General features: G+C 40.2%; 33 protein-coding genes, 1 tRNA gene and 1 pseudogene. 5 read left to right on the forward strand and 30 right to left on the reverse strand.

Going from position 1 to position 24201, the window contains the following annotated elements:
- Window positions 1-225: 225 nt before the first annotated feature.
- The 4 genes from FHK88_RS08815 to FHK88_RS08830 all read left to right on the forward strand — a co-directional run bounded on the left by FHK88_RS08815 (window position 226) and on the right by FHK88_RS08830 (window position 3346).
- Window positions 226-924: a hypothetical protein gene (locus FHK88_RS08815; protein WP_227430374.1), complete on the forward strand. Its 699-nt coding sequence runs from the start codon at window positions 226-228 to the stop codon at window positions 922-924.
- 66 nt (window positions 925-990) lie between these two features.
- The gene (locus FHK88_RS08820) at window positions 991-1746 is read left to right on the forward strand and encodes a hypothetical protein (protein ID WP_227430375.1); all 756 of its coding nucleotides are present in this window, start codon (window positions 991-993) and stop codon (window positions 1744-1746) included.
- A 132-nt stretch (window positions 1747-1878) separates the two neighbouring features.
- A tRNA-Arg gene (locus FHK88_RS08825) sits at window positions 1879-1954 on the forward strand.
- Window positions 1955-2119: 165 nt separating this feature from the next.
- Window positions 2120-3346, forward strand: a complete 1227-nt coding sequence (locus tag FHK88_RS08830) for a tyrosine-type recombinase/integrase (RefSeq protein ID WP_227430376.1) — start codon at window positions 2120-2122, stop codon at window positions 3344-3346.
- On the opposite strand, the gene FHK88_RS08835 is transcribed toward FHK88_RS08830, so the two are convergent.
- The 12 genes from FHK88_RS08835 to FHK88_RS08890 form a co-directional block, all read right to left on the reverse strand.
- Window positions 3337-3939: a M15 family metallopeptidase gene (locus FHK88_RS08835; protein ID WP_264480651.1), complete on the reverse strand. Its 603-nt coding sequence runs from the start codon at window positions 3937-3939 to the stop codon at window positions 3337-3339. The two genes, FHK88_RS08830 and FHK88_RS08835, sit on opposite strands and share 10 nt — an antisense overlap.
- A 58-nt stretch (window positions 3940-3997) precedes the next feature.
- Complete coding sequence (locus FHK88_RS08840; RefSeq protein WP_227430377.1) at window positions 3998-4381, reverse strand: hypothetical protein; 384 nt, start codon at window positions 4379-4381, stop codon at window positions 3998-4000.
- Between the two features lie 55 nt (window positions 4382-4436).
- Entirely contained in the window at window positions 4437-5180 is a 744-nt protein-coding gene (locus tag FHK88_RS08845; protein ID WP_227430378.1) for a hypothetical protein, read from the reverse strand.
- Window positions 5180-7222 carry a hypothetical protein gene (locus FHK88_RS08850; protein ID WP_227430379.1) on the reverse strand — a complete coding sequence of 681 codons (2043 nt, stop codon included), beginning with the start codon at window positions 7220-7222 and terminating at the stop codon, window positions 5180-5182. The genes FHK88_RS08845 and FHK88_RS08850 overlap by 1 nt, the downstream gene beginning before the upstream one ends.
- A gap of 58 nt (window positions 7223-7280) precedes the next feature.
- Window positions 7281-10007 (reverse strand): host specificity factor TipJ family phage tail protein, encoded by a 2727-nt coding sequence (locus tag FHK88_RS08855; protein ID WP_227430380.1) that lies wholly within the window; start codon window positions 10005-10007, stop codon window positions 7281-7283.
- A complete protein-coding gene (locus FHK88_RS08860; RefSeq protein ID WP_227430381.1) occupies window positions 9994-10317 on the reverse strand; it encodes a hypothetical protein in 324 nt (107 codons plus the stop codon). Before FHK88_RS08860 ends, FHK88_RS08855 begins: the two co-directional genes overlap by 14 nt.
- Window positions 10317-10814 (reverse strand): DUF1833 family protein, encoded by a 498-nt coding sequence (locus FHK88_RS08865; protein WP_227430382.1) that lies wholly within the window; start codon window positions 10812-10814, stop codon window positions 10317-10319. Before FHK88_RS08865 ends, FHK88_RS08860 begins: the two co-directional genes overlap by 1 nt.
- Window positions 10807-11298: a hypothetical protein gene (locus FHK88_RS08870; RefSeq protein WP_227430383.1), complete on the reverse strand. Its 492-nt coding sequence runs from the start codon at window positions 11296-11298 to the stop codon at window positions 10807-10809. Before FHK88_RS08870 ends, FHK88_RS08865 begins: the two co-directional genes overlap by 8 nt.
- The gene (locus FHK88_RS08875) at window positions 11298-14627 is read right to left on the reverse strand and encodes a phage tail tape measure protein (protein WP_227430384.1); all 3330 of its coding nucleotides are present in this window, start codon (window positions 14625-14627) and stop codon (window positions 11298-11300) included. The genes FHK88_RS08870 and FHK88_RS08875 overlap by 1 nt, the downstream gene beginning before the upstream one ends.
- Before the next feature lie 74 nt (window positions 14628-14701).
- The gene (locus FHK88_RS08880; protein WP_227430385.1) at window positions 14702-15505 is read right to left on the reverse strand and encodes a Bro-N domain-containing protein; all 804 of its coding nucleotides are present in this window, start codon (window positions 15503-15505) and stop codon (window positions 14702-14704) included.
- Window positions 15506-15520: 15 nt separating this feature from the next.
- Window positions 15521-16069 carry a Rha family transcriptional regulator gene (locus tag FHK88_RS08885; protein WP_227430386.1) on the reverse strand — a complete coding sequence of 183 codons (549 nt, stop codon included), beginning with the start codon at window positions 16067-16069 and terminating at the stop codon, window positions 15521-15523.
- A complete protein-coding gene (locus FHK88_RS08890) occupies window positions 16056-16196 on the reverse strand; it encodes an Arc family DNA-binding protein (RefSeq protein ID WP_227430387.1) in 141 nt (46 codons plus the stop codon). The genes FHK88_RS08885 and FHK88_RS08890 overlap by 14 nt, the downstream gene beginning before the upstream one ends.
- Window positions 16197-16313: 117 nt before the next feature.
- On the opposite strand from FHK88_RS08890, the gene FHK88_RS08895 reads away from it, so the two are divergent.
- Window positions 16314-16583, forward strand: coding sequence for an Arc family DNA-binding protein (locus FHK88_RS08895; RefSeq protein ID WP_227430388.1), 270 nt, complete (start codon window positions 16314-16316; stop codon window positions 16581-16583).
- 49 nt (window positions 16584-16632) lie between these two features.
- Here FHK88_RS08895 and FHK88_RS08900 read toward each other — a convergent pair whose 3' ends face one another.
- The 18 genes and pseudogenes from FHK88_RS08900 to FHK88_RS08985 form a co-directional block, all read right to left on the reverse strand.
- Window positions 16633-16965, reverse strand: coding sequence for a hypothetical protein (locus tag FHK88_RS08900; RefSeq protein WP_227430389.1), 333 nt, complete (start codon window positions 16963-16965; stop codon window positions 16633-16635).
- Window positions 16966-17003: 38 nt separating this feature from the next.
- Window positions 17004-17444 carry a hypothetical protein gene (locus tag FHK88_RS08905; protein WP_227430390.1) on the reverse strand — a complete coding sequence of 147 codons (441 nt, stop codon included), beginning with the start codon at window positions 17442-17444 and terminating at the stop codon, window positions 17004-17006.
- A gap of 26 nt (window positions 17445-17470) precedes the next feature.
- Window positions 17471-18139: an excalibur calcium-binding domain-containing protein gene (locus FHK88_RS08910; protein WP_227430391.1), complete on the reverse strand. Its 669-nt coding sequence runs from the start codon at window positions 18137-18139 to the stop codon at window positions 17471-17473.
- Window positions 18136-18468 carry a hypothetical protein gene (locus tag FHK88_RS08915; protein WP_227430392.1) on the reverse strand — a complete coding sequence of 111 codons (333 nt, stop codon included), beginning with the start codon at window positions 18466-18468 and terminating at the stop codon, window positions 18136-18138. The genes FHK88_RS08910 and FHK88_RS08915 overlap by 4 nt, the downstream gene beginning before the upstream one ends.
- Window positions 18469-18640: 172 nt before the next feature.
- A complete protein-coding gene (locus tag FHK88_RS08920; RefSeq protein WP_227430393.1) occupies window positions 18641-18793 on the reverse strand; it encodes a hypothetical protein in 153 nt (50 codons plus the stop codon).
- 75 nt (window positions 18794-18868) lie between these two features.
- Entirely contained in the window at window positions 18869-19117 is a 249-nt protein-coding gene (locus FHK88_RS08925) for a hypothetical protein (protein ID WP_227430394.1), read from the reverse strand.
- Between the two features lie 110 nt (window positions 19118-19227).
- A complete protein-coding gene (locus FHK88_RS08930) occupies window positions 19228-19644 on the reverse strand; it encodes a hypothetical protein (RefSeq protein WP_227430395.1) in 417 nt (138 codons plus the stop codon).
- Window positions 19645-19655: 11 nt separating this feature from the next.
- Window positions 19656-20096 (reverse strand): phage tail tube protein, encoded by a 441-nt coding sequence (locus tag FHK88_RS08935; protein WP_227430396.1) that lies wholly within the window; start codon window positions 20094-20096, stop codon window positions 19656-19658.
- A 56-nt stretch (window positions 20097-20152) separates the two neighbouring features.
- Window positions 20153-20356 carry a hypothetical protein gene (locus FHK88_RS08940; protein WP_227430549.1) on the reverse strand — a complete coding sequence of 68 codons (204 nt, stop codon included), beginning with the start codon at window positions 20354-20356 and terminating at the stop codon, window positions 20153-20155.
- A 9-nt stretch (window positions 20357-20365) separates the two neighbouring features.
- Window positions 20366-20659, reverse strand: a pseudogene (locus FHK88_RS08945) (Rha family transcriptional regulator); the annotation flags it as partial.
- An 88-nt stretch (window positions 20660-20747) separates the two neighbouring features.
- The gene (locus tag FHK88_RS08950; RefSeq protein WP_227430397.1) at window positions 20748-21125 is read right to left on the reverse strand and encodes a phage tail terminator-like protein; all 378 of its coding nucleotides are present in this window, start codon (window positions 21123-21125) and stop codon (window positions 20748-20750) included.
- Window positions 21118-21504: an HK97 gp10 family phage protein gene (locus FHK88_RS08955; RefSeq protein ID WP_227430398.1), complete on the reverse strand. Its 387-nt coding sequence runs from the start codon at window positions 21502-21504 to the stop codon at window positions 21118-21120. The genes FHK88_RS08950 and FHK88_RS08955 overlap by 8 nt, the downstream gene beginning before the upstream one ends.
- Window positions 21497-21874 carry a hypothetical protein gene (locus FHK88_RS08960; RefSeq protein ID WP_227430399.1) on the reverse strand — a complete coding sequence of 126 codons (378 nt, stop codon included), beginning with the start codon at window positions 21872-21874 and terminating at the stop codon, window positions 21497-21499. Before FHK88_RS08960 ends, FHK88_RS08955 begins: the two co-directional genes overlap by 8 nt.
- Complete coding sequence (locus FHK88_RS08965; RefSeq protein ID WP_227430400.1) at window positions 21871-22119, reverse strand: hypothetical protein; 249 nt, start codon at window positions 22117-22119, stop codon at window positions 21871-21873. The genes FHK88_RS08960 and FHK88_RS08965 overlap by 4 nt, the downstream gene beginning before the upstream one ends.
- Window positions 22120-22191: 72 nt before the next feature.
- The gene (locus FHK88_RS08970) at window positions 22192-22464 is read right to left on the reverse strand and encodes a hypothetical protein (RefSeq protein WP_227430401.1); all 273 of its coding nucleotides are present in this window, start codon (window positions 22462-22464) and stop codon (window positions 22192-22194) included.
- 36 nt (window positions 22465-22500) lie between these two features.
- A complete protein-coding gene (locus FHK88_RS08975; protein WP_227430402.1) occupies window positions 22501-22962 on the reverse strand; it encodes a DnaT-like ssDNA-binding protein in 462 nt (153 codons plus the stop codon).
- A 28-nt stretch (window positions 22963-22990) separates the two neighbouring features.
- Window positions 22991-23164 (reverse strand): hypothetical protein, encoded by a 174-nt coding sequence (locus tag FHK88_RS08980; RefSeq protein ID WP_227430403.1) that lies wholly within the window; start codon window positions 23162-23164, stop codon window positions 22991-22993.
- A gap of 10 nt (window positions 23165-23174) precedes the next feature.
- Complete coding sequence (locus FHK88_RS08985; RefSeq protein WP_227430404.1) at window positions 23175-24194, reverse strand: hypothetical protein; 1020 nt, start codon at window positions 24192-24194, stop codon at window positions 23175-23177.
- Between the last annotated feature and the right edge of the window lie 7 nt (window positions 24195-24201).

Consider the following 24201-nt stretch of genomic DNA (forward strand, 5'->3'; position numbering starts at 1 on the left):
ATTTTTTATTATAAAACGACATTTAATGTCGCTTATTTTTTATTAGTCATTATTGATAACATATCTTTATATCAAACCTATAATCAAAATAGTCAAACAAGATGACAACTGATTTAAAGCAACCAAATACAAAATTACAGATAGTATGGTTGTTATAGTAAACCTATACGGTAGCTTTTAGTCATTTATTGATTATATTACATTGACCTTTTTAAAGGACATACTATGCCTCTTCGACCTGTCACCGCTTTATTTGTTCACTCTCGTGACCGCTATTACGTCGTCTATCATAATGGCAATCTTTATAAACTGCCTCGTATGAAGCTTGACAGTCAGGCGTGGCAACGTCGCCAACCTTATACTGACAGCCCTGATGATATTTTTTTATTACAAAGCCAACGTATTGCCGATAAGGCACTGGCTCAACAATTACCAACCTATACATGGTCGCCAACCTTAAAAGGACGTACGTTAACTTTCTTTTTAAAGTGGTGGGAAACAAATGGCTATGACTGGTTACAAACCCATCAGCCCATCACCACAACAGAGAGTGAGAATGCCTCACCAGCCAAGCCAGACAGTTCTAAAACCCAACAACAAGTCACTGAGCTTAGCCTGACAGCACCCGCTACGCAAGAAACAGTAGTAACCACTGCCAATAATAACCGTACCACTCATAATGACAGCATGGGTGTGCCGAAAAATGAAACTATCAATGAGCGTGCTAAAAACTCAGAACACTTAGAAAGCCCAAGCAACCCGCACCCTTTAAAAACCAATGACTCATCAACTGCTGTCAATGCAAAAGAAACAGATATTACAGACTCAATTGCAGACACAGATGTAGAAATATCTGATTCATTTTTTGATGACATGCTGGCTGAATTACAAGATGAGATGCGTCATGGTAATTCTCAAAATTAATCTTACTTAAGTCTGTTAAATATTATTTCTAGATTTTTTTAGGTGATTTTAGGTCAGTATTTATATATGTCAATTTTACCGTCATCCTTGACATCTCATGCCTCTCGAATCATATTTCGCCGTATTATTGGAGGTATGTTGTTATTTATCATTGGCTTACTAGCTTCTATCTATGCCCTACTATGGCATTATAATCAGCAGATTAATGCGCCTTTACCGATTATTACCAGCCTTTCAGCAAACTTTAATGACATTGAGGCAACAGCTCAAGCCGTTACCCCCCAACATTTAACAGTGACTGCGGAACAAACACTAAAACCTGCACTAGAGCCTATCGTACAACGCTTTATCCGTCACTATCCTAACATCACCTTAGAAATTAACTATCAAGATTTATCATCATTAGCATCTGCGACAGATGCAGATATTGATACATTTGGTGCAGATGTGGTTCTTTTACCCCGAGAGCTTCCTAAAGTGGTGCAACCCTACTTTTCCAGTACTGGACAAGCAGAAAGTCTGGCAAAAAACACATCGACTATATCTCAAGATACCGACCCAAAAACCACTCAACCGCATATCCCCGTCACACAAGCTGTCCAACAATGGGCAACCTTAAATCATTATCGAATGGATTTTGCGCAACAAGGACACACTCTCTATGAAAGTAAAATCATTGCTAATGAAGACAGCAGTGTTTTATTTAGCCAGTTTTTACTAACCACGCATAGCCAAAATGATTTTAAACAGGCAGGATTACAAAGCATTGACCCTTATCATGCACGTGTGGACAGCCTGTTACATGCCAGCTCAATGTTGTAGATGATTGTAAATCTTCAACCATGATAAAAGTCGTGCAAAAATATTGTTAGGAAAATATTGATATTGGTTGTTAATTTGCTAGAATAAGTAGCCTTATTTTTCTTATAATTGATGACTCATCATCTCTTCTTTGCGCCTATAGCTCAACAGGATAGAGCAGTTGCCTCCTAAGCGACCGATCCAAGTTCGAGTCTTGGTGGGCGTGCCATATTACATAACCATAACTACCCATATCACCCCTTAAGCCACGTGCTATGGGGTTTTTATTTGCCCATAACGACCCATAACAGCCCATAACGACCCGTTACTTACCGTAATTTTTACGGTATCATGTACGGTATTAATCAAATACCGCAAAATGGATACCGTAAAAATGGCAAGAATAACAAAACCTCTTACAAATACTCAGGTAGACAAAGCCAAAGCTACAGACAAACCATACAAGCTCAGTGATGGCGAAGGCCTGTATCTATATGTCAGCACAAATGGTACTAAATCATGGCGTATTGACTATACACGTCCAGTCACAAAAAAAAGAGCCACATTAACACTGGGCAAATATCCTGACATTACTTTAGCTCAAGCACGACAACAACGAGCGGAAGTTAAATCATTGTTGGCACAAGATATTGACCCGCAAAAACAACGAAAAGAAGATGAGAGACAAAAATTGCTTGAGGCGAACAATACTTTTGAAGCCATAGCAAAAGAATATATAGACAGACAAACTCACTTATCATCTGGCACACTAAAAAATAATCGGCGATATGCCAAATATTTAAATGAATTTATCGGAAGTACACCGATTACTCAAATTAGACCCATAGATGTACTAGATGCCTGTCGTCACATTGAAAGTAAGGGCTATCTTGAAACAGCTAAGAAAATGCGCTCATTAGCTGGTCAGGTCTTTAGATATGCTGTGCAGACAGCAAGGGCTGAACGTGATGTCACTCATGATTTACAAGGCGCTTTAAAAACTCCAGAAGTACAACACTTTTCTGCTATTACTGACCCAAAAGAATTTGGGCGGTTACTTAGAGCTATTGATGATTATCAAGGAACATTCGAAACAAAAATAGCACTTCAATTAATGCCTATGCTGTTTGTCCGCTCTGGTGAATTGAGGCATGCAAAGTGGGAGGATTTTGATTTAGAAGAGGAGACATGGTCGTTTACGCCACGCAAAACTAAGCGTAAAACAGGTGTATCATTAATCGTGCCACTGCCCACACAAGCTGTTATGTTACTCAAACAATTACAAGAGCATAAACGTAGCGATTATCTATTTCCTGCAATCCACACTACAACACAACCAATGTCAGAAAATACAATGAGCCAAGCATTAAAACGGCTTGGCTACACTGGTGAACAGCAAACAATACATGGCTTTAGAGCATCTGCTCGTACAATAATTGTTGAACGACTCAAACCATCTGGAAACTCAAAATATGATGAAGAGCTTGTCGAAATGCAACTTGGACATGTAGTCAAAGATATGCACGGCAGAGCTTACAATCGCACTACATTTTTAGACGATAGACGAGATATGATGCAAAAATGGGCTGACTATATTGATAGATTAAAATCTCAAGGGTAAATCTCAAAATGCGGTCCGTCTGGGAATGACTTTTTACCGAGCTTGCGTCTTGCTGCTCCGTAGTCATCAACCCATTGCTTAGGATTTCCCGATTTGCCATTAATGACTTGCCAACAACCGCCCCAGCGAATAGTTACGTTTAGTTCTTCGGCGGCTTTTTGCATTGCTTCTGTCATTTTGTAAAAATTAGCCCAAGTTTTAAAATCTGGCTTGCCGTCTATAACAGGCACTAAATCTACCGCATTGCCAGTCAAATGATTAGATTTCATCGTCTGTGAGTAGCCTTTTGCCACTAACTGACGTTGACGTGCAACTGTTCGCAGACCTTCGTTAACAGCAAAATCAACTTCGCTAATTTGGATTGCTCGCTTGACTACTCTTACTAAATCTTTATTAACGCCCTCAAGATTTTTAAGACTCTTTTCAGATAGTATATAGTTGCCGATTGGCAATGCTGGTACTTCTGTATCAGATTGTTGAGCTAATGCGTCATTGACCGCTTTTAATGTCAATTTACCTGCGATGCCGTCTATCTTACCTGTGTAATAGCCCGCATTTTTAAGCGCGGTTTGGATTTGCTCGATGTAATTCATACTTATCTCCAGATATAAAAAATCCCGCTGAATAGCGGGATTTGTGGTTGATTAAAACTTACTTAAAAATAGCAATAAATGCTTCTTTTACTTCAGTGACAATTTCACTAAGTCGCTTACCTCTATTCATTTCTATTGTTTGATAAAAGATACCAAGTACGAGCAACGAGAATGCTGAGCAGAGCATCATAATGCCACCTTGTGACATCACGCTTAAATTATGCAGTTCTTTATAATCAATAAACAACTGTCCCAGATATGCACCTGAAACCGCTGATACCACTACTTTTGTTATAACACCAATACTTAGTTGTAATTTACCATCTGTATCAATATCGCCAGATAACACAAGACTTAAAATTGCACCAATGACAGCACCAAAAGCTTTTGGCAAAAACACCATCAGCTTAACTAAGATGATATCCAAATTGTTTTGCGGCATATCGCCCTCCTTTTTTAAGCAATAAAAAAGACCTCATAACGAGGTCTTTATATAGTTATGATAATGTTGATAACCAGCGCTGTGATAATTTATCTTGTTGCTCAATCTCTGTGTCTGTTAAGATTTTATCCCAGACTAACAGCTCGCTAATGATGACACGGGCGCTGTCAGTTGTTGCAAATCTAGGTACTGAGCCGATTCGCCACGGGGTATCATTGCGATTACTGTAATCATCTCCAGTGAATTTTGTTGTTTGCCATTCGGCATCATTGACTTTTATGTAAATAGTATCAGTTGTATTATCAATTTTTGCCCAGATTTTAAGCTCATCTGATACTGTGAGTTTTTTATTTGTCGCAAAAACATGCCTGACACTGCGCAACACTGCGGCACTATTTGCTGATGCGTATAGTCGCAACTCATAATTATAATTTGAGCCGTTTTGTACTGATGCCATCATTAATGCGACACCATTATTGCCATCCAAGCCACCTGCTATGCCGACTATTAAGCCTTTGTCAGTTGGCAAATCTTTGAATTTACACACACATTTTATAGTCAGATTAGGTGATGTCGGCACTAAGTCGGTTTGCAAATACTCATCTACACCGCCGATGATGCCTGTGCTTGAGTACTTAACCGTGTTTTTAGTAATGACAGCTTTATTAGCTTTATCACTGAGATTGATAGTATTAGTTGGACTTGTTGCACGTAGTCCAAATACTAGATTTTGAGCTTGGCCAATGCCGCCAAATGCGGGCATATTGGTAAAATTAGCTGAGTTGTTTACGATTAACATTAGATAAATCCTCGTGTTTTGTGGATGTTAAACATGATTGATGGGTTGTGTAGTTTGTGCTGATTATTAAGTGGGTCTGTGACTATATCGCTGTCACCGTGTGTATCTCTGAGATTGCCGTAACTGTTTGGTGCGGTTTCCTGTCTTCCAAGCGCATAACTCAGTTGAGCATTAGCAGGCTGCGGTGCGCTAAAACTGACTCGTACCGTTTTGCTATCTAGCAGTGTGACTGCACTGATAGCAGATGCTTGCAGCTCTTTATCAATCCAGACATCAAACCCCTGATTTGGTTGCTGAGCGCAAAAAAATGTATCAAAGACAAGCTGACCACAGGGTACATAAAACTCAATGTCGCAATGTGTATCAGTCCAGTTATAGTGTGTTGGCTCTAAAGGTCGCCACTTACCTTGTTTGCGGTGCATCGTATATTCCATGGCTCGTGCGATGTATGCACCCATGAGCCATGAGCCAAGATGTGTAAGATGTACTTTATCCCTGTTATTTTTTGGTAGTGCGTAAGCAGGGATAGCGAGTACAAAACGCTCATTGCTACGACTCATAAACCACTGTGCGGTGGCAATCGGATTTTCGTTCAGTGATTTTTCTGTGCCTGTATAGTTGTATGACCTGTGCGCTTCCGTCTGATATGTAAACACATACGGCAGATAATCTTGATTCTCACAATTAGCAATAGCAACATCATCAATTTTATTAATCAACCGCTCGACACGTCTTTGATACTCATATATATCTGCTGTAATGCTGGGGTCAAAGCTGTTTAAGTCTCGCAGTATTGCATGGTGATTAGCTTCCCCCTGAATAAATACTATTGCTGATAGTGCTTGCGTTTTGCTTTGAGCTTTTGCAGTGTTTGCAGTATCTTTAATGTGTTGCTCAACGACAGCAAACTGAGTGCCATCTGTTAGATTTTCTAGCGATTGACCGCCTCGCCCCGATGCCATGCCGCACATAACAAAGTCTTGCGGGGTCGCTTTTTGACTATTAGCTAAACAGCGTCTTGTAAACTCGTTACAAGTACCTGACACAGGGGATTCGTTTTGACTTGTGTTATACGTGCCTTTATTGCCACTGTCACTAAATTGCCCGATTGACTGCTCAACTAACGGCGCAAAATCGGTAGAGTAAAAGCTATGCTGTGGCTCTGAGCGTGTACCGCCAGCAAGCATGACGTTAGCGTAAGGCTGAGTGGTGCTTATCTCATTGCCAGTGCTAGACTCGCCCGTGCTTGATACTGAGCCGTCACTGAGAGATTGACCGTAAACAATCACTGTGTTGATGTCTTTGCGTTGCCAACCGACTTGTAGATTCGGCTTACTTGATGTTGATACTAAAGATGGCGACTGCAAGTCATAGATAGATACAGTACCGCTTGGACTTATGCGTAATGCAGCACGTCCTGCTTGGTCTTGTATGCTAATCGCCCCAGTTTGGCTAGACTCAAGCATTAGCGACCCAAGTTGTATTGCACCGTCTGGTCGTACTGACATTGCACTACGACCCACACTATCACTAAAACCGCTTAACTCGTCATCAAACTCTAACCGATGATTTGGTGCAATCATTGTTGTGTTGCTCATGCCCCACGCTATCTTTTTGAGTATATCGTTCACAATCGCAAAATCGTATTTATTGCCGTCTGCATCGTGTATGACTTGGTTATATCCTGCATCCAGCTCGCTCATTTGATTAAGCAACTGCACAGTTGGATTGTATTTTGATAGTTGCCACTGCCCATCTTTTTTTTGATAAATGCCGTTTTTGTTAACGTCACTATCATTTGTTACTACTGCATAGCTGTCATTAGCTAAAGATGATTCAGTCATCTGAGCGTATGTAGTAAAAGGCGTTGCACCTATCAAACTATTTTCGACAATTAACCGCATCGCTTTAGCTAAAGACGGATATTGTCTGTCTAATCGTGTTGTCACGTCAGTGTTGTCATCTGCATTAATTGCAGTCTCTAATGCTTGAGCATCTAAGCTTGCATTAGCTAACTGCTCAAGTGTTATTGCATCAGCCATATTTTTATTGCTCCCATAAAAAAGCCCCTCGTTTGAGGGGCTGGGTTATTGAATGTGGTTAGGTTGTTGGGTTGAGATTGATTAGATTGTTCTTATAGTCACTATCGTTTTGATAGTACCTATCATCATAGTTAATACAAGTTAAGTGGTTTGTCATGCCCTCGCTTGGGTCTTTTTGCGTCACTAAATAAGCATCTCTGTTACTATCCTGCTCTCTAACTATCTGATACACAGCTTGTACTACACTATCCCAACTTGTGCTTATCTCACCGCTAGGTAGCCTCGCAAGTTTAACGCTATAGTCATCTCTAGCAGTCACTGCGATAGACTCCACACCATTATTGATAGTCTGTATAAATAGCGTGTGTGGGCTGTCATCAAGATTAACTGACTCACTCGTGTGTAGCACAACATCACTACCGATTGTCTCGATAGATTCCACGCTACCCTGTTGTACATCAGCTCTGAGTTGGTCAGCAACAGTCACTCTATTTGTACGCACGACAATATTTGACTCATCGCCTGCTGTAAATTCGCATGATTTATAAGCATATCGGTCACGATTATAGATTCGCATCATGTGTAAGTGTGCTTGTATTTTGTTTCGTACTCCTGTGAGCTTATCCTCATGTGGATTTGCTATGGCTTTGTTTGGGTAAAATAAGCTCACAATCGCATCGTCAATAGGGTCTGTGTATTCGACTTTTACTCCGTCATAGTCTTTATTTACGCCGAATTGCTCGGACTTTGTAAATGTGTCAGGCAATATGTTGTTGCTATTAAATACGGCAACCGATGCAGGGATTTGACGTTCAAAATCAATCATGATTTTATTACCCTGTCGTTTGGCTTGACTAAATACGGCTCGTGCGATTAGCTGTATTGTTTCCTCCGCTGATAAATTATTGTCATCAAACGTGTGACAAAACTCTGCACATTTGTCAGTACCAAAATAACTAATAATCTCGTCAATCTCAGATTTTATCTGCTCTCTATCAATCTGAGCATCTGTCAAATTGCCGATTTTTGCATCTTTAGCAACATGATAAATAATGTCATCTGCTCGATTAGATAGCGTCAACTCATTATCAGTAATGCTATTAACATAGCGCTGTACAAGCAGTTTTAGCTTTCTCTCTTTAAGTGATGACGCACCCTCGGTCGCCAGAGTTTTAGAGTAAACAGTAGTAACACCGCGCGGATAATCATCACTGCTCATACGTCTAGCGCTGTAAAAGTCTTCTATTCGCAACTCTTGCGCTGCGGTATATGTTCCCGCAAACCAAATGCTACTATGCTTGCGCCTAATTCTAAATCTTAGCCTTGCGCCTTTTTGCATATGACTATTGTTAAGCATTATTGTAATCGCGGCACTCTCAGCTACTTCTGTATTTGTTGTTGATGCTCTAGACCAAAAATGGTTGTTATATCTCCAAACTGTACGATTTTTTGCATATTTTTTATAATGTGGACTGTAAATTGTATGCGTGTCAGTTTGTAGAGTGTCTGATATTGCATTGTTGCTCGAGTCAACAAGCTCGCTCTCTATCTCTACTTGTATGCCTATCGGCTCATAGCTTTGTCCGTTTGTGATATACAGTCCTTGTCTTGCAACAAGATTAATCATCACTATATCGTGGTCAGTTTGATTTGTATAAAACCATCCTTGCCACAGGCTATCTAATTGCGTTGACATCGTGATTTTTTTGTCAGTCGTCGCATCAGCATTGTCTATGATTTTTTGCCAGTCAGCATTAACGTATTCTGGCTCACTAAGTATGATTTGATTTCCGTTTATGCTCTCTATTGTATAAATTCCGTTTAAGTTGTATTTAACGGGCACTTCAATAGCTTCCTGATTTTCCCCTGTATTACCAGAACTGGGTTGGCTCTCAGTAACTCCGTTTGCAGACTCCAAATTATCAGCTAGCTCAACAGTTAATTTATCCCCAGATTTAAAGTGGTCACTAAAATCAAACTCTAACGACTCAATGATATTAGGCGCTCTAAATACTGTTTTATCTACGCTCAAGTAGTTATCAGTTGGCGGTAATAGTTGTCCGTTTACTGATGTATAGCGCTTAACTGCCAGCCTTGACAACTCTGCCTCATCGGGCGTAAATGATGACCCAAACTGATATTTAGGGTTGTCATCAAGTCCAGTATCTGGGTCAAAAACTAATACGCTACTACCAAAAACCTGATTGATGGGCGTTGTATCATCTACTGCTTTGGTCACGTTAAACTTACCCCGACCTATGCACATATAGCTATACTCAACCTCTTTATGATTAACATAAACGGAGTAACTAGGCGCAATCAAATCAGGTACAGACCAAATCGTACCAAAGATATCAGCTATTCGACCGCCCAAACGCTGGCTATTTATCCGTTGCGCTAGGGCGTTGTTTGGCGATGGTGGCTGGTTTTGACTTGGTACAGATGGCATTTTGGGAGTCAATAATGATACAGCATATCCAACTATTGCCGTAACTACTGCATAAGCAATAAACGCACCGATTCCCATCGGCTTAATCACCGCATACACACGCCCTTTTAACTTGCAAAAACCTTTGATTTTACTGGTGTTTTTACGCTCGCTTGGCTCAAAAACCTCATTTAACAGATTGTTATGATAAAAGCGCACATTATCAGATGGTACGCTGTCAAATGCTTGTTTTATGAGGGTTTCGAGGTCGTATCCATTGTAAATATCAAGATTATCAGCAGGATTAAAAATATCTCTGATAACGATTAACTCTACAGGATGTCTAAACAATTTCATAAAATAAAACCCTCTCAAATCCTTGTTTGACAATATCTAGCGATTGCCATACCACACCTTTATTATCTAAATGCAACACCCGACCATTTACCCACAATCCCACATGTGCTTTGCCACGACTGCGTAAAAGTACGATTGTGTACTGCCTTGGCTCACTCACTTGTTTAAAGTTGCGTAGATTTCGGACATTAAAAAAGCCCCTAGTTAGGAGCTTTGGGGTTAAATCAATATCGGTATAGTGTCGGTACGCATCTACTAAAAAATGCTCACAGCAATAACTGTCAGCGTCATATTTGACTGATTCCCACATCACACAAACCCTCGCAACGTGGGAAAGTCATCTAAATTGTAGGTTTCACCCGTCTTTGTTAGATTCATTTGTCTTGCTCTACACAAAAACACTGCACCTTCTTTTTTTGGCTCATAGTCTGTGACTTCTAGGTTTTTGATAGTTAACTGAGGTTTAGACAAGTCACTTAAATTGTATTCACGGTAATTTAGCATTGGCTTGATGTGTGATGCGTCACTTGCTCGCATACGGTCTAATTCAAGCGGAAATTCCTCGCCCAAATCGCCTACAGCTATGGTTATTTCTTGGTCTAAATCATCGCTATTGCTACCTTTCTGAGTTGTCACTGGCACATACTCGTAGTGATGTTGCGTACCGTCCTCATGCGTCACTGTGATGCCGTCTGCGTGGTTTTGCACCATCTGATATACTTTTGACCATGCAGGGTGATAAACTTCGATACAGACCAATCTCACGTCATCAGGCTGACCGCTCAGCCAATAATTATAATCAGGCATGCAATTCCCTCACTGCATTAGGTAAATCTTCATTGACCAGTTTTTCTAATGGATTAAAAAACGAGGATAAATCCCCGTCTGTTTGACCATAAGCCCATATAACCGCCTCATCTACTTTTAGATTTAACGGTTTAGGCTTAGCGACAATCTCAATAGCAAACTCAAAAACTTTATTACCTAGGTCTTTTATCTGAGCATCGCCAACAAATCGGCACTCATACCACTGTAAGTCGGTACTATCTAAGATTAAGCGCATAGCAAACGGTTTAGCTCGGTACAATCGCCAAAACGCCAGCAAATAGTCTTGGTGTATTGCTTTATGTCTAAATGCTACAGGCGTTCGATGAGGTCTACCAATCCCTGCCAAGCGTTGACGTGGCATGCCGTTCTCGTATTGAGTAGTAATCACATCATTGCCCAGTGTGGGGTTATAGCTGTCTCTAAGTGGGCATAGGATTAGTCTTGGTAAGTCGTCTATATCCATTATCTATTCCTTGGGGCTTTAAAGTTTCTGCCAACTTGTTTGCTCTCAAAGCTATTAGGATTTGAGAGATTAGCAAACCCACGCTTAACCTCATCTCTTATTATCATAAAGATATTACCCCTCTCGTCTTTTTGAGTCTCGACCGTAGCAGATGAGTAGTTTTTAACTTCGACATTAACACTTACACCGTTAGATTCAGCCAATTTTTTATCCATCGCTTTTGCGGTATGCTTTGGCAACACTCGCTCGCCTTTTTCCAAGTTCCAAGTACCGCTTTTTGGTACAGACATGATGCCGTCATGAGCTTGACCGATAGCGGGGCTTATTGAGTTAATAATGGTCGGGATAATGCCAGTTTTTGCCGTAGCAATAGCGACAGATGGTAAATTGTAGGGGAATGGTGCAGATGCCCATGCCTTGGAAATTGCCACCCAGCTATTTATCAAAGCCTCTCTTTGAGCGTAAAGCTTTGATATGATTAACATGCCTTTGTATGTTGCTGATTGCTTACCCGCAAACAACCCCATCAGTCCTGTCACAGTATCAAAGGTGTTTTGATAGCCGACTGACAGTATTTCTTGATGCTTTTTAGCGTACTCAGCATCTAGCGCAAGTCTTGCGTCATTTGCTTTTTGCTTCTGGTCAGTAAATTTCTGCTCAAACTCATCAATAATTGCCAGTTTGTTTTGATACTCAAATTCAAGCTTTTCTAAAGGTGACTGCTGAAACAATTCGCCTTGCAAATTACTAAACGCATCATTGATGCTCTGTTGCTCGTTGAGTGCTTGTAGTCTCGCAGTGCTTTCTGTTAATTTCTTGATGTTTTTAGCACTGACATCAGCATACTTGCTAGTGTTTTGCAAGTCGTAAATCAGAGAGTTAAGGGGGCTATCATTGCCAAATAATGCTATCTGTTTATTTAAGTCAGCAATGCTATTAGTCACGCTTTTATTAGCTTGATTAATACGTGCAATCTCTTGTTCACGTTGTCTGTCAAGCTCTGATTGCTCTTTATCCAGTGCAATCATTTGCTCTTTTTGCTTTAACAAAGCTCTGTTAGTGTCAAGCAACGACTGCGGTACGCCCGCAAACTTGCCAACTGATACATCATAGTCAAATGAGGCTACTAACGAGTCATTACCAAACAATGCGATTTCTTTTTTAAGCGTTGCAATAGCATCTGTTACAGATTTGACAGCTTGTTCTGCCATGCGCTGTGCTTCTGTTTGTACTTGCCTTGAGCCTCTTCTTATGCCTTGAGCCATACCCTCCGCTGTGTGTAGGCCTAGTTTATGAGTTACTCGTGAGGGTGAGTGTATGTCTAAGACTTTTTTCACCCAATCTGGTACAGCAGATGCCAAACTTTTAGCGGCATCTATTACCCTGTTAGCACCACCTTTTATACCATCAACCAAGCCCTGCACAATATCTTTACCGATTTGTAGCATTTTGCCTGTGATGGATTTAAACGCCTGTAAGATAGCCTGTGCTTTTTCATTGACAATAGATACCGCTTGAGCTAAGCCATTTGATATAGCACTCTTGACTCCCTCCATATCTCCACGCAAAGCAGATTTAATAACATTCCATGCTGTGCTAAAAAGTGTTTTTACTAATCCAAGATGAATATCAACATAATCTTTGATTGCGCCAAGACCAGCCTGTACTGGCTGTGGCAATGACTCGAATACTGACTGTGTAGCTGTCTTTAATGACTCCCATCTATCAGACACTGTATCAACAACATTAGATGACATAGCACTTGCTGTATCAGACATGCTAGAAAAGGCATTTTTAACACTATTAACAACATTTGCAGACCATTCATTGACCGAATCAATCATGCCGTTAAAATCTTCAACTATCTCATAGATAGTGCCGCCAATTGCATCACTGATATTTGCCCATATTTCTTTAGCTTTTGCACTAATTTCATCCCAATTTTGATACAAATACACCCCTGCTACAACCAACGCCCCAATAGCCAAAACAGCCAGACCAATAGGGTTGCTTAGCGCTAAAACTGCCGTTCTGGCTACACCAAATATGGCAGAAAATCCTTGCATTGCACTTAAAACACCGCTAACAGCTAGACCTATTCCTGATATAGCTAATATTGCACCCGTAACAGCACCTGTAACAGCAACTATTTGAGTTACTAATTCAGGGTTTTTATCCGCCCACTCTCCCACAGCATTAACAACAGGTATGACTTTTTCAACAATATTATTTAATGCAGGCAGCAAGGCTTGACCAATAGCTATACTTGCTTTGTTAACGTTATTTTTTAACAACTCCATTTGGTTGGCTGTAGTTTCACTACGAGCTTGATATTCTGCTTGTGCAGAACCTGCGTACTTAGAAGCATCACCCATTGCATTTAAGTTTGTAGCTAAAGCATCTGTATTAGTTGCAAGTTGTGCAACTACTGGCAATGCCTCAGCTCCAAACAGAGTGTTGATATATGATGTTTGCTGGTCTTTAGGCAGTTTGTTAATAGCCTCTAAGACTGCATCAATCATAGCTCTACTGTCTTCCTGCATTCCCTTAGCCACGCCCTCAGCCGTAAAACCTAAATCTTGCCATGCTGCTCTCATTGATTTAGTAGCTGCATCACCACGAGTCATGTTAATCATCATGTTTTTAAGACCAGTAGCAACCACTTCTGGCTCTAATGATGTGATGCTTGCACCCATTGCGGCTAATTGGTCTGCACTAACACCTGAAATCTTACCTAGTGAACCGATGCGCTGGACAATAGTAGTCAATTTAGCTGCTGCGTTAGGCGTAGTATTACCAAGATAGTTAATCTTATCTGCTAGTGTTTCGACTTCATCCTGTGTAAACCCAAAAGCTACACGCATCTCAGCCATTGCCTGACCCGCTTCTTCTGCTGATATATCAAATGCTGTCCCCATTTTGGCTGCTGATTCTGTGAATCTTGTTATCTCATTGGCAGCAATACCACTTTGACCTGCCGCCGCCGCTATTTGCGCCAAACCCTCAGCAGAAATTGGGATTTCTTTAGACAGTTGTAACAAGTCATTCCGCATATCTTGCAAACCCTGAGGGCTTTCAAAATCTACAACTTTTTTAACATCGGCCATCGCAGACTCAAAACCTGTGGCTGCGTTAATTGAGGTGTACAACACACCACTAAGAACAGCCCCCATTCCTAGCGCAGCATTGCGAAGTCCTGAGAACTTATCATTAAACGAACTAACAGAGCTTTCTGCACTTCTTGCTCTACGACTAAGATTATCAAGCCCTCTATTAGTGGCTTCTAAGCCCCTATTTGTAACTTCAACTACTAAGCTTGCTATATCCATGTTGACCTCAAATCTCGGGCATTAAAAAACCCCCAACCGTTGCCAGTTGAGGGTTTTATTAAAAAATATCTGTATTACTTGGCGTAAATATATGTGCCTGTACTATGGTTTACTCTATATTCATTACCGACAGCTTCAAATACAGGCTTACCTGACGCTGTCAAAAGATTATTGCTATCTGCATAGCTGGTTATCTCTCTGCAATGCTGTAGCACATTCTCAAATTTAAGTTTCGCTTTTTCGTTATCAATAAATGATAGTGACTTAAAGCGCTTAATCAAATCTAAATAACATCTATTGTCATTATAAGCATTTGCTAAAACATCATTTAGCTTGCAGTCTGTTTTTGACTTACTTTCATACTTTTGCCTAGCCAATATTTCACCATAAACAAAAGCCACAGCTTCTGGCAAAAGTGGTGCTGGTATCTGTGTCACTTTCTCATAACCAAAATGATTGGCAACCATTGTATAAACATCACTGCGTAGAGTATTGCCTACTGCTAACTTATCGCAAGCTGTGATTAGACATTCACGTTGCTTGCTGTCTGTGCGAGTTTCTTTGTCTAAAATATCTAACACCCATTTGCGAAATTCTTTAGCAATATCTGTCTTAGCAAACATGGCTATTAAATGACAACCGCGTAAGCTAAAAATTCGCATGGAACGCTTGAGATTATTCGAGGTAATCAAATTGATTACCTCGGTCATCTTGCCAGTAAACTCATCTTTATTTCTGTTGAAAATGTTGGTAATAGAGCGAATATCTGCATATCCTAATGCCTTGGATAGCTCAGCAGACGTTAGCCAAATTTGACCATCTTTGCGGTCAACAGGGTTTAAATTTACTTCGTTGAAACTTAATGATAAACTATTCATGTTTATTCCTTTTGATTAGGGTTTAAGCAAAGCAGACATTTCACTTTGGTCGGTGTGGTCTGCTTTTTCATTGTCAAAATTTAATACTAACTGCATTTGTGCTTCTAACTTCTCCAATCTTTCTTGTAACTCAGGCTTTACTCGCTTACCCAAAACAGCCAAGGCTCTACCAGCATTACTTGCGTTCAGAGAAGCATTATCATAAGCAATAATAATTTTGTTATATTGATACATTAAGCTATTTTGACGCTGATTAAGTATATTGCTCATACGATTGAATTCATTAATATAAGCCTCTTTTAATCTAGCAGCTTTTTTACCTGTAAAGCCCATAACCAAAAACATAAAACCATCTTTAGTCATCTGAAACATGCACCTAGGCTTGCCTTGTTCATCATGATAATTAGCCAACGTAAAATTCCGTTTGCTAAATTCTTCTGAACAATCTATTGAGTTTATTTTACTTAAAACATCGCTATGACGCTTTCCAAAAAACTTGGCAACTTTTAGTGAGTTAGTCATAGGAATCTCATCTTCAATTGACACTAATTCAAGCGGTAGCATTAGCTTTCTCCTTTTCTAGTATGATGTTTAACTGAGATGTCATTGAGCGACGCTCCTTCTCGGCTTTTTTCTTAAGCCATTCATATAACGACTCTTCTATTCGAACATTGACCTGTTTACCTCGCATTTCATTACTCCTTGCTTGTTTTCAATTTATCATACCCACATGATATGATATGAAATCATATATCCACATGATATGATTGTCAATACAATTTATCGCATAATGATACTAGGGTGCTATATGAGTGATAGACATAAAACAGTACAGTTTCAACTAAGACTATCCCCCGAACTTAGGGAGAAAATTAGAGAATCCTCAGAGAGTTATAACCGCTCAATGAACTCTGATATTATTGCTCGCCTTGAAAAAAGCTTTCATGCTGATGAAAATCCTGAGCTTCAAGTAATTACTACTCCTCCTAGCTTTTCCTATATACAAGAACAGCTCAATGAACTATCCAAAAGCATTTTGTTGCTAAAATATTATAGTGAAGAAGAAGATAACGACTAGACAACAAAAAACCCACTTAAGCAAGTGGGTTCTAGCTACTCAACTTATTTTATCTGTTTTGCTCATACCTTACTTCTATTATATTGCCATCAGTATCATAGCCACACATTGCTGTATGAAAAACATCCGCACCAAAGCTATTTTGAGCATAAAACTGAAACCATATCTCGTGATTTGGCTTCTCAGGCGGTGTTAAATACTGAATGCCTGAATGCTCTATATCCATAGAACGTGGGTTTTTCAACTCTTTCTGTATCTTTAATTGGCAGTTAGTCAAAGCCTCTACTTCTGTAAGATTCCCAACGAAGTAATTCGGCTCGCTAGAACAGCCAGCTATTAAAAAAACAGAAAACACTGCATATATTGCCTTATTAAAATTCATTTTAACACCTCATAAACAATAGATAGAGATAAGAGTTTTTATTTCTTCCACATCATCAACATAATCATAGCAGTTGTGTCTTTTAATGGCTGTTGCTTAATATTAGCATCTACATGTTGTGAAAAATCATTAAGCTGTTTCATCAAATCTTCTGCATAAGGCTTGTAATCATCAATGCTATTAGCATTTATCTTTATAAAGTCGTTTTTATGAGCAGTAACAATCACGTCAGCACAATAAACTAACTTAGTTTTGTCGTCAGCATTTATCCAGTCTTCAATAGTTTTTAGCCCTGATGTGTCGCCAACATACCAACGCTCACTATCTACCACAGGCTCACTTGCTACTTGTTCTGTGGTTACAGGCTGTGCAACCTCATCAGGCTCTTTATCTTTACCGCAAGTAGCAAGGGCAAAAATGATAACGATTATAACAAACCCTACAACCGCCTTTTTTGCTTTATCGTTCGATGCACTCATTACAAATCCTTATTATCAAAATTAAACTAGCAAATACTCTCACATGGTATGCCGTCACGGTCTCTATCTAAACGAGTATTACCACATCTTAACGCTTGGTATGCCTGCTCGCATGACGACATATCACTACAGCGTCTAGGCAATCCTGCACAGTTATTGCTAGATGGCGCTGTTTTAACTGGTTGAGGCTTAGGGGTTGGTTTTGGCTTACTCTCTACGACAACAGGCGATGGCTCAGGCTTAACCTCAGGTTCTGGCTCGGGTGCAGGCTCAGGCTTTGCTACTGGCTCAACACTCTGAGCCTCTTGCACACTCAATAAAGCTTGTGGTTGATTATCAACAGGCGGAGTAGCTGGCACAATCTCTTTATCCCACGGATTTTCATCAGTTACTATGTTAGCATCTGTTGTAGCGACAACCTCAGTGGTTTGCATCTCATCCTCTGGTGGAGAAAATCCAAACATAGAAGCAAACACCATTACTGAACCAGCGACTGTTAGCTTTGCTCTATTTAAATTAGGAATTTTTTGGATAATTATTTTTTTGATTGGTGGCAACAATGCCAATCCTCCCAAAAACATGAGCAATCCAACAATAAACCCCTCTTTAAAGATAGCAACAAAACCAAATAAGGCAAAGGTTACACCCCAAAACCATGCGATAGATGATAGTAAAATGCTCTTTATCTTATTCATATATTTGGACACATCCCTAAAAGAATCTGAATATCTGCATCACTTAAAGAGCCTTTAATAGAGTTCGGCACTGTTGCTGTCAGCCCAGCCTTTTTATTAAGCTCAACAGCCTCGTCATTAAGCGGTTGTCCCACTTGTGACTCATCATTAGCTGTATCGTCAGGATAAAAGTACACTGCATCACGTACGCAAGTAATCTCTCCATCTGTGGTAAATGGGTAAGGTGTGTTCGCTGTCCAGCTTGCTTGGCTGACTTTTACAAAGTCATCAACTGGTGTTTGTTGACAGCCCGATAATGTGAGTAGTAACGCTATGCTTAGTTTTCTCATGATGATGCTCATTGCTTTTTAACAAACTATAACCCACTGGTGAGATTTGGGCAATTAGTTAAATTTAACACATTGGCTCAACATAAGAAAAAACAACCATAATGCAATCCATGCAAGCCACCCAGACAGCTTATCTAACGCCTTGAGTAACTTTTGCTCAAACTCTGTCATATCACCACCACTTAATCGCCAATATAAATGGGGATGCTGTTAAAAACAAAATTCCCATGCCAATACAAAATCTAATCCAAGGCGATAATTCGCCTTTTAGCTTAATTCCATCTTTTGCGTGCATAGATACCTCTGTTTTGCTATACTTTCTCATAGTTATTGACCTTTACCTGTTCTAAGGGTTGATAAACAAAAACCCCGATGACCGCCACAGTCTCGGGGTTTTGCTTTATATAGCTGTTGACACTGTCTCGGCATCATCATTAAGCATTATTTCTAAAAATTGCCTATCAAGCATCTGTATTATTTCAACGTCCCACATACTCGGACGCACTCCGACAAAATCAAAGTACGCCCTCATATCTGACCACGATAACCTGCGCATTTCTTGGCGTTGCTCGTTTAAATCTAAAAACCATGACCACGCATGTTCAAAAAGGTCAGGCACAGTAGGCGGATTGTCTAAACAATCCATCACTTCGCCTGTCCTTGTCATAAAATTATAGGCATCGTTTAGTATGCAACCGCCATTTTTATCAGGCTTTCGGATTTGCCAGTACCGTGCGGTTTGTTTTAATAACTGATGCTCTACTTCGTAAAAAAAGCCTGTTGACTCGCTGAGTTTTCAACGATTTGCTCACACAGCCATGCAAAGTTATCGATAAGATATTTTTTCATCTCATCAGTACACTTCACAGGTTTATCACCGTCCATCAGACCGTCAAACTTAACAAATACAAGACTTGCGACTTCTCGGTTTAAAGCGTCAATCTTGGCTGTGATGCCGTCTGCTTGCTCATCAGTCACAGTAGTTTTGTTGAGCTTTGCTTGCTCAGCAGTCAACTGGGTCATAAGTTTAGCTAACTTACCTCTGATGGCTGGATTACGTGCCGACTTGATAGTGATAGTCAGACTGTTATCACCTGATACAGGGTGTACTGCCTGAAACGTAGTGTCACTGGTAAATTTACTGTTATCAGTGCTTTTTAATTGTGCTAAATCCATTGTTGTTTCTCCTATGCGGTTGTGATTTCTGGCTCACCAGAGAGTTTAAAATTAAGTGTTGTTTTGACAGCATCGCCCACGTTTGTATTAAAGCCAAAAGGCTGCACACGACACAGACAAGCCCACTTTGAGCCGTCCGTAAATGTGACTCGTAAGATGCGTTTTTCTTTAGCTACGGCGGCAGCCATTAACGCTTTGCCCTCATCAGATGATGGGTTAAAAAATGCGTCAGATGAGGCGGTGTCAGCATCTTTGAGACCATCTAAATACTCTTTCGAGTAGGTTTGACAAAGGGTAGTTACATCAATTTGCTCATTTTCGCTTGACTCAGTTGAGAGACCAGTTAAAGCACAACTAATGTCAGTAAACTGAGCAGATGCGATGCCGTCTAAGTTTTCGGCTTTTGTCGTGCCTAGTTCCACAACTGTGCCTGCGGATAAGAGTTTTTTCATTTCATTACTCCATAAAAAAAGCCACCGATAAGGTGGCTGTGGTTGATTTGATATTGCTAACTAACCAATTCTAAGTTTGGCTGTATTTGTCGGTGTATATCTTCTAGTTGTTGCTTACAAGCAGGTTTAATTTTCTTTCCTAAAATACTTAATGCTCGTCCTGCCTCACTGGCTTTAGCACTGGCTAACTCATACTCAAGCCATGCCTTGTTATACTGAGCCTGTAGACTGTTATGGCGTGTTTGTAAAGCCTCATACATTTTATTAAATGCCTCAATATAAGACTCTTTAATCTCGGCTGCCTTTTCACCTGTATAGCCCATACATAGATACATAAAACCATCTTTTGTGATTTTGTATTATGGCAACTCACGCTGAACAGCACCTGACACCCCTGTTTTCAATGTGTGAGCAAAATTGCGTTCACGAAAGCCCTCTGAGCAATCAAGATTGCGAATATCTCGCAACACATCGGCATGACGTTTACCAAAATACAAAGCCACAATTTCTGAGGTTGTTTGTACTTGCTCATTGTCGATAAATACTAAAGTTTGTTCTTGCATAGCTTTTCACCTATTCATATTCTCACCTGAATAAAAAAAGGGCTGTTAAGCAGGTGAGAGACTTAACAACCCAAACTGATAAAACTTTTTAAATAATCTGATATTCAATAGTGACTGGTAGCATGTACCATTTACCGCTCGGTCTGCCCTGAGATTTATAGCTACTCATCACATACAGCGATTTGTCACCCATTTTGTGCTGTACCTCTACCCCAAAATGGCTAATAATTTGCTCTGCTTTAGCATCAATAATATCTGTCTTGGTATCAACAGGACAAAATAGAGTTATCTGCAAGATACCGTTATTCTGCACATCGCACAGATTGGCTCTACGTGAGCGGTTGGGCATATCATTAATCTTTGCCCACAAAGCCATACTTTTAGGGTCAAAGGAGTGATTAGGTAAAGCCACAGGTACACCAAAACGCCCACTTATGTAGTGTTGTAGCAGTAAGTCATCAGCCATATTGCGCCCTCAAGTTGTCTGTCACTCGTTGCATGTTTTTACGAGCCATGCCCTGCGGTGCTTGGCTACTATGTCCAAACTCTAGGTAATAGACATAATCAACATTGTTAACTAAGTAAAACTTACCATCTTCGCCAAACGCCTTGGATTGAGCCTCTGCTACAGGATTACCGCTTGATGTCGCCAAAGGCATGGAGTAATTAGCAGGGGCATCTTTTGACGCTATCCAGTTACTACGTGCAAGCCCCGTATCAACAGGCGTATCACTGATAATTGAACCTGCTAATTCTTTTTGTACCTCTTTTCGCAGTTTCTTAATATCTCTAATCGTATTCTCAGTAAACCGACTTATATCTAAAGCAAAAGTGTTGTTACTCACGTCCTTGCACCTCGTAAATGACTGCTGTGCCAGCAGGATTGATTTCTTTAACATTGACTATCGTAAACGTGTGTCCTAAAGCCGTTAGTGTGCCGTTAAGGTTATCAAGGCTAATACCTTTAGCAGACAATAAAATACGCTTATCGCCCTGTTCTATGAGCGTATCAGCCATATTAACAAGGTCTTTTGAGTAGTTAAGCACAACACATTTTCCAGTTTGTGTGGTTGCCACCACATCATCAATCGGCATACCTGTATCAGGGTCAAATCCACCGCCTGAGCTACTGTTAGTAATCGTGCAATCAGTGCCTTTGTCTGCTATCAAGCGATAAGCAGTATTTGCCATGTTTTCGTAAAAGCTCATATTCATTTACTCTCTTTCGGCTCAAATCTAACTTTGCCAAATTTCATTTCGTAAACAAAACCGTTATTTACGATAATAGGTACACCTGATAAATCCGTCTTGTAGGCAATCACAACGCCCCTATCAACATTACAGTAAACAGCTTTTTGCACTTCGACATCATCTAAAAAAATCTTGCCTTTTGAGCCGTTCCACACTGAATGACAGCTATCACCTTTGTTATCTAATGTTTCGATATCTAGTACAATCATATTTCCTCCTATGGGAAAGTATTCACCCATTAAAAAACCCTGCTCAATGGCAGGGCTTGTTGCTTGTTTTATTTACACTGTAGGCATTTTCACAGGTTTAGGATTTTCTCTTGATAACTCAAATCTAAATGCGTTTTTAAGACTTGGATTAACTTTAACCTTAATTCCATTAAACATATTTGCTAATGCAAGGTGAGGATTAATAGTTGTGCATTTAGTCTCGCTAGCTTGCTTTTGTAGTGCGATAAATAGCTCAGGGCTTACTTCCATACATTCAATTTTATAGCCTGCATCAAGGCTCTTTTGCATCTCTGCCATTACCTGTGTATTATTTATATTCATCATACTAACCCCCTTATAAACATAAGCTAATTATACCATTTAACCCCTACGCACAGGAATATTTAAACCATAACCGCCACTTGCAAGGTAGGGTTTCAGCAGTGCATCTACTTGACTAAACACAGGCAAACCGCCCTCGGTTTTAGCCGTCTCATAGGTCACGCTGATGACGTCTACTTTTTCTTGCACTACTGTTTTATCAGTAGGCAAGATATTAGGCATTAAATATGTAGTATCTGCAATTGTCGCAAGCACCATTTGAGCTGTCTTAATGGCTCTAGGTATGCCAAAACCATCTCTTGGAAATGCAGTTAATTGACTATCGTTAATAGGCTTAGACTTGTATTGTCTAGCCTCGATATAGTCCATCGCTTTGATTAACAAAGGCTCAGCATCGCTAGTCAAATCAATGCCACGCTTACTCACATACTCGTTAAACTCGTCAACACTCACGTAAGAGTCAGCATTTATTAAGCCATCATTAGTTTGCACAGTAAGCATGGTATTGTCCTGTTTGATTAGTTAAAGTTTAGGTTTTAGCTTTGGTTTTTTCGGGGTCTTTAATCCCGTAATCTTCGCCTGATTTGCTGTTATCAATCACTACGCCCTTAGTGAGCGTAGAGGTTGACTCATCAAAGTAAGGTCGCCCACTCGGATAAGTGTAGTTGTAGTCAGGCTCTTTTTTGTCTTTTGGTAAACCCATGATTTGCTCCTTATAGGTTTGTGATTAGGAAACGAATTGCGACACGCTCAGGGATTTCGTCTAATTGCCAGTAGTCTTTGTTGGTCAAATCCTCCCAACTTGCTGACAATGCCTCGTTTTTAGTACCACCAGTAAGCTGATTGTCTTTTGCAATAAAGCTAAAGCCCTGCGGGTGGATAAGCATATTTCTACGTGTCCACATAGTCGTATGACCTGAACCGTTACCAGTAGCAGCGGTACGCTCAAGCTCTAAGTCGTTGTTACCACGAACCATGTCAGCAGCAAACGCACCACGACCTAGCAGATAAGTTACAAATTTAGCATTTGCACCTTTACCAATCATTGTGGCTCGTTTTGATGTGATAATTTGGCGACCGTTGTAAGTTTCAACTGGTGGCAGATTATCGGTAGTAGCTAATTTTTCAATCAACTGCTGTTTACGCATTTTTGTAGCAATTAATGGGTGTACAATCATCAATCCACCGCCTTGGTATGCCTCGTCAAGCGTACCCTCGGCGTCAATAAAGGCGTTAACGTCAAAGCCTGAGCCTGCGTCTGCTGTTGCTTTTGATATATCAGTAGTCAAAGGCTTGCCTGATTGACCTTGGTCATAGTTACGCAAACCAATAAGCGTAGCAATAGCTCGGTTGTCAGCTTGTTTAGCCCAGTAGTCATCAATCATTCCAGCCATTAGTTGCAATGGTGATTTTTGCAACAAGAAACGCTGCAAACTAGACTCTAAAAAGCCCTCGTTTAAGTAAGCAGCACGACCACTGGTAGCGCCTGCTGAAATCTCACGAGGCATGGCAATATCAGTAAAGATAGTGTTGCTATAGTTTGCCTCTAAATCCGCATCAATCGGATTGATATATGGAACTTGGAATGTCTTTGAGCCACTGGTTAGCAAAGGGCGTAAAGTAGTATCAGAGGTAAAAGCCCCTGATTGCCAAAATTTAGCCTTTTCTAGTGGCTGTTTAACCTGGAATGTTTTAATCACGTCAGGATTAAAAATTGCTCTTAAATCTTGCATTTGTTAC

The sequence above is a fragment of the Psychrobacter sp. I-STPA6b genome, from assembly GCF_020662265.1.
Lineage (GTDB): Bacteria > Pseudomonadota > Gammaproteobacteria > Pseudomonadales > Moraxellaceae > Psychrobacter.

What these genes read in the sequence shown, in the direction of transcription:
- FHK88_RS08815 (WP_227430374.1), top strand. Translation starts at nt 226, where the DNA reads ATGCCTCTTCGACCTGTCACCGCTTTATTTGTTCACTCTCGTGACCGC.
- FHK88_RS08820 (WP_227430375.1), top strand. Translation starts at nt 991, where the DNA reads ATGTCAATTTTACCGTCATCCTTGACATCTCATGCCTCTCGAATCATA.
- FHK88_RS08830 (WP_227430376.1), top strand. Translation starts at nt 2,120, where the DNA reads ATGGCAAGAATAACAAAACCTCTTACAAATACTCAGGTAGACAAAGCC.
- FHK88_RS08835 (WP_264480651.1), bottom strand. Translation starts at nt 3,939, where the DNA reads ATGAATTACATCGAGCAAATCCAAACCGCGCTTAAAAATGCGGGCTAT.
- FHK88_RS08840 (WP_227430377.1), bottom strand. Translation starts at nt 4,381, where the DNA reads ATGCCGCAAAACAATTTGGATATCATCTTAGTTAAGCTGATGGTGTTT.
- FHK88_RS08845 (WP_227430378.1), bottom strand. Translation starts at nt 5,180, where the DNA reads ATGTTAATCGTAAACAACTCAGCTAATTTTACCAATATGCCCGCATTT.
- FHK88_RS08850 (WP_227430379.1), bottom strand. Translation starts at nt 7,222, where the DNA reads ATGGCTGATGCAATAACACTTGAGCAGTTAGCTAATGCAAGCTTAGAT.
- FHK88_RS08855 (WP_227430380.1), bottom strand. Translation starts at nt 10,007, where the DNA reads ATGAAATTGTTTAGACATCCTGTAGAGTTAATCGTTATCAGAGATATT.
- FHK88_RS08860 (WP_227430381.1), bottom strand. Translation starts at nt 10,317, where the DNA reads ATGTGGGAATCAGTCAAATATGACGCTGACAGTTATTGCTGTGAGCAT.
- FHK88_RS08865 (WP_227430382.1), bottom strand. Translation starts at nt 10,814, where the DNA reads ATGCCTGATTATAATTATTGGCTGAGCGGTCAGCCTGATGACGTGAGA.
- FHK88_RS08870 (WP_227430383.1), bottom strand. Translation starts at nt 11,298, where the DNA reads ATGGATATAGACGACTTACCAAGACTAATCCTATGCCCACTTAGAGAC.
- FHK88_RS08875 (WP_227430384.1), bottom strand. Translation starts at nt 14,627, where the DNA reads ATGGATATAGCAAGCTTAGTAGTTGAAGTTACAAATAGGGGCTTAGAA.
- FHK88_RS08880 (WP_227430385.1), bottom strand. Translation starts at nt 15,505, where the DNA reads ATGAATAGTTTATCATTAAGTTTCAACGAAGTAAATTTAAACCCTGTT.
- FHK88_RS08885 (WP_227430386.1), bottom strand. Translation starts at nt 16,069, where the DNA reads ATGCTACCGCTTGAATTAGTGTCAATTGAAGATGAGATTCCTATGACT.
- FHK88_RS08890 (WP_227430387.1), bottom strand. Translation starts at nt 16,196, where the DNA reads ATGCGAGGTAAACAGGTCAATGTTCGAATAGAAGAGTCGTTATATGAA.
- FHK88_RS08895 (WP_227430388.1), top strand. Translation starts at nt 16,314, where the DNA reads ATGAGTGATAGACATAAAACAGTACAGTTTCAACTAAGACTATCCCCC.
- FHK88_RS08900 (WP_227430389.1), bottom strand. Translation starts at nt 16,965, where the DNA reads ATGAATTTTAATAAGGCAATATATGCAGTGTTTTCTGTTTTTTTAATA.
- FHK88_RS08905 (WP_227430390.1), bottom strand. Translation starts at nt 17,444, where the DNA reads ATGAGTGCATCGAACGATAAAGCAAAAAAGGCGGTTGTAGGGTTTGTT.
- FHK88_RS08910 (WP_227430391.1), bottom strand. Translation starts at nt 18,139, where the DNA reads ATGAATAAGATAAAGAGCATTTTACTATCATCTATCGCATGGTTTTGG.
- FHK88_RS08915 (WP_227430392.1), bottom strand. Translation starts at nt 18,468, where the DNA reads ATGAGAAAACTAAGCATAGCGTTACTACTCACATTATCGGGCTGTCAA.
- FHK88_RS08920 (WP_227430393.1), bottom strand. Translation starts at nt 18,793, where the DNA reads ATGAGAAAGTATAGCAAAACAGAGGTATCTATGCACGCAAAAGATGGA.
- FHK88_RS08930 (WP_227430395.1), bottom strand. Translation starts at nt 19,644, where the DNA reads ATGGATTTAGCACAATTAAAAAGCACTGATAACAGTAAATTTACCAGT.
- FHK88_RS08935 (WP_227430396.1), bottom strand. Translation starts at nt 20,096, where the DNA reads ATGAAAAAACTCTTATCCGCAGGCACAGTTGTGGAACTAGGCACGACA.
- FHK88_RS08940 (WP_227430549.1), bottom strand. Translation starts at nt 20,356, where the DNA reads ATGTATGAGGCTTTACAAACACGCCATAACAGTCTACAGGCTCAGTAT.
- FHK88_RS08950 (WP_227430397.1), bottom strand. Translation starts at nt 21,125, where the DNA reads ATGGCTGATGACTTACTGCTACAACACTACATAAGTGGGCGTTTTGGT.
- FHK88_RS08960 (WP_227430399.1), bottom strand. Translation starts at nt 21,874, where the DNA reads ATGAATATGAGCTTTTACGAAAACATGGCAAATACTGCTTATCGCTTG.
- FHK88_RS08965 (WP_227430400.1), bottom strand. Translation starts at nt 22,119, where the DNA reads ATGATTGTACTAGATATCGAAACATTAGATAACAAAGGTGATAGCTGT.
- FHK88_RS08970 (WP_227430401.1), bottom strand. Translation starts at nt 22,464, where the DNA reads ATGATGAATATAAATAATACACAGGTAATGGCAGAGATGCAAAAGAGC.
- FHK88_RS08975 (WP_227430402.1), bottom strand. Translation starts at nt 22,962, where the DNA reads ATGCTTACTGTGCAAACTAATGATGGCTTAATAAATGCTGACTCTTAC.
- FHK88_RS08980 (WP_227430403.1), bottom strand. Translation starts at nt 23,164, where the DNA reads ATGGGTTTACCAAAAGACAAAAAAGAGCCTGACTACAACTACACTTAT.
- FHK88_RS08985 (WP_227430404.1), bottom strand. Translation starts at nt 24,194, where the DNA reads ATGCAAGATTTAAGAGCAATTTTTAATCCTGACGTGATTAAAACATTC.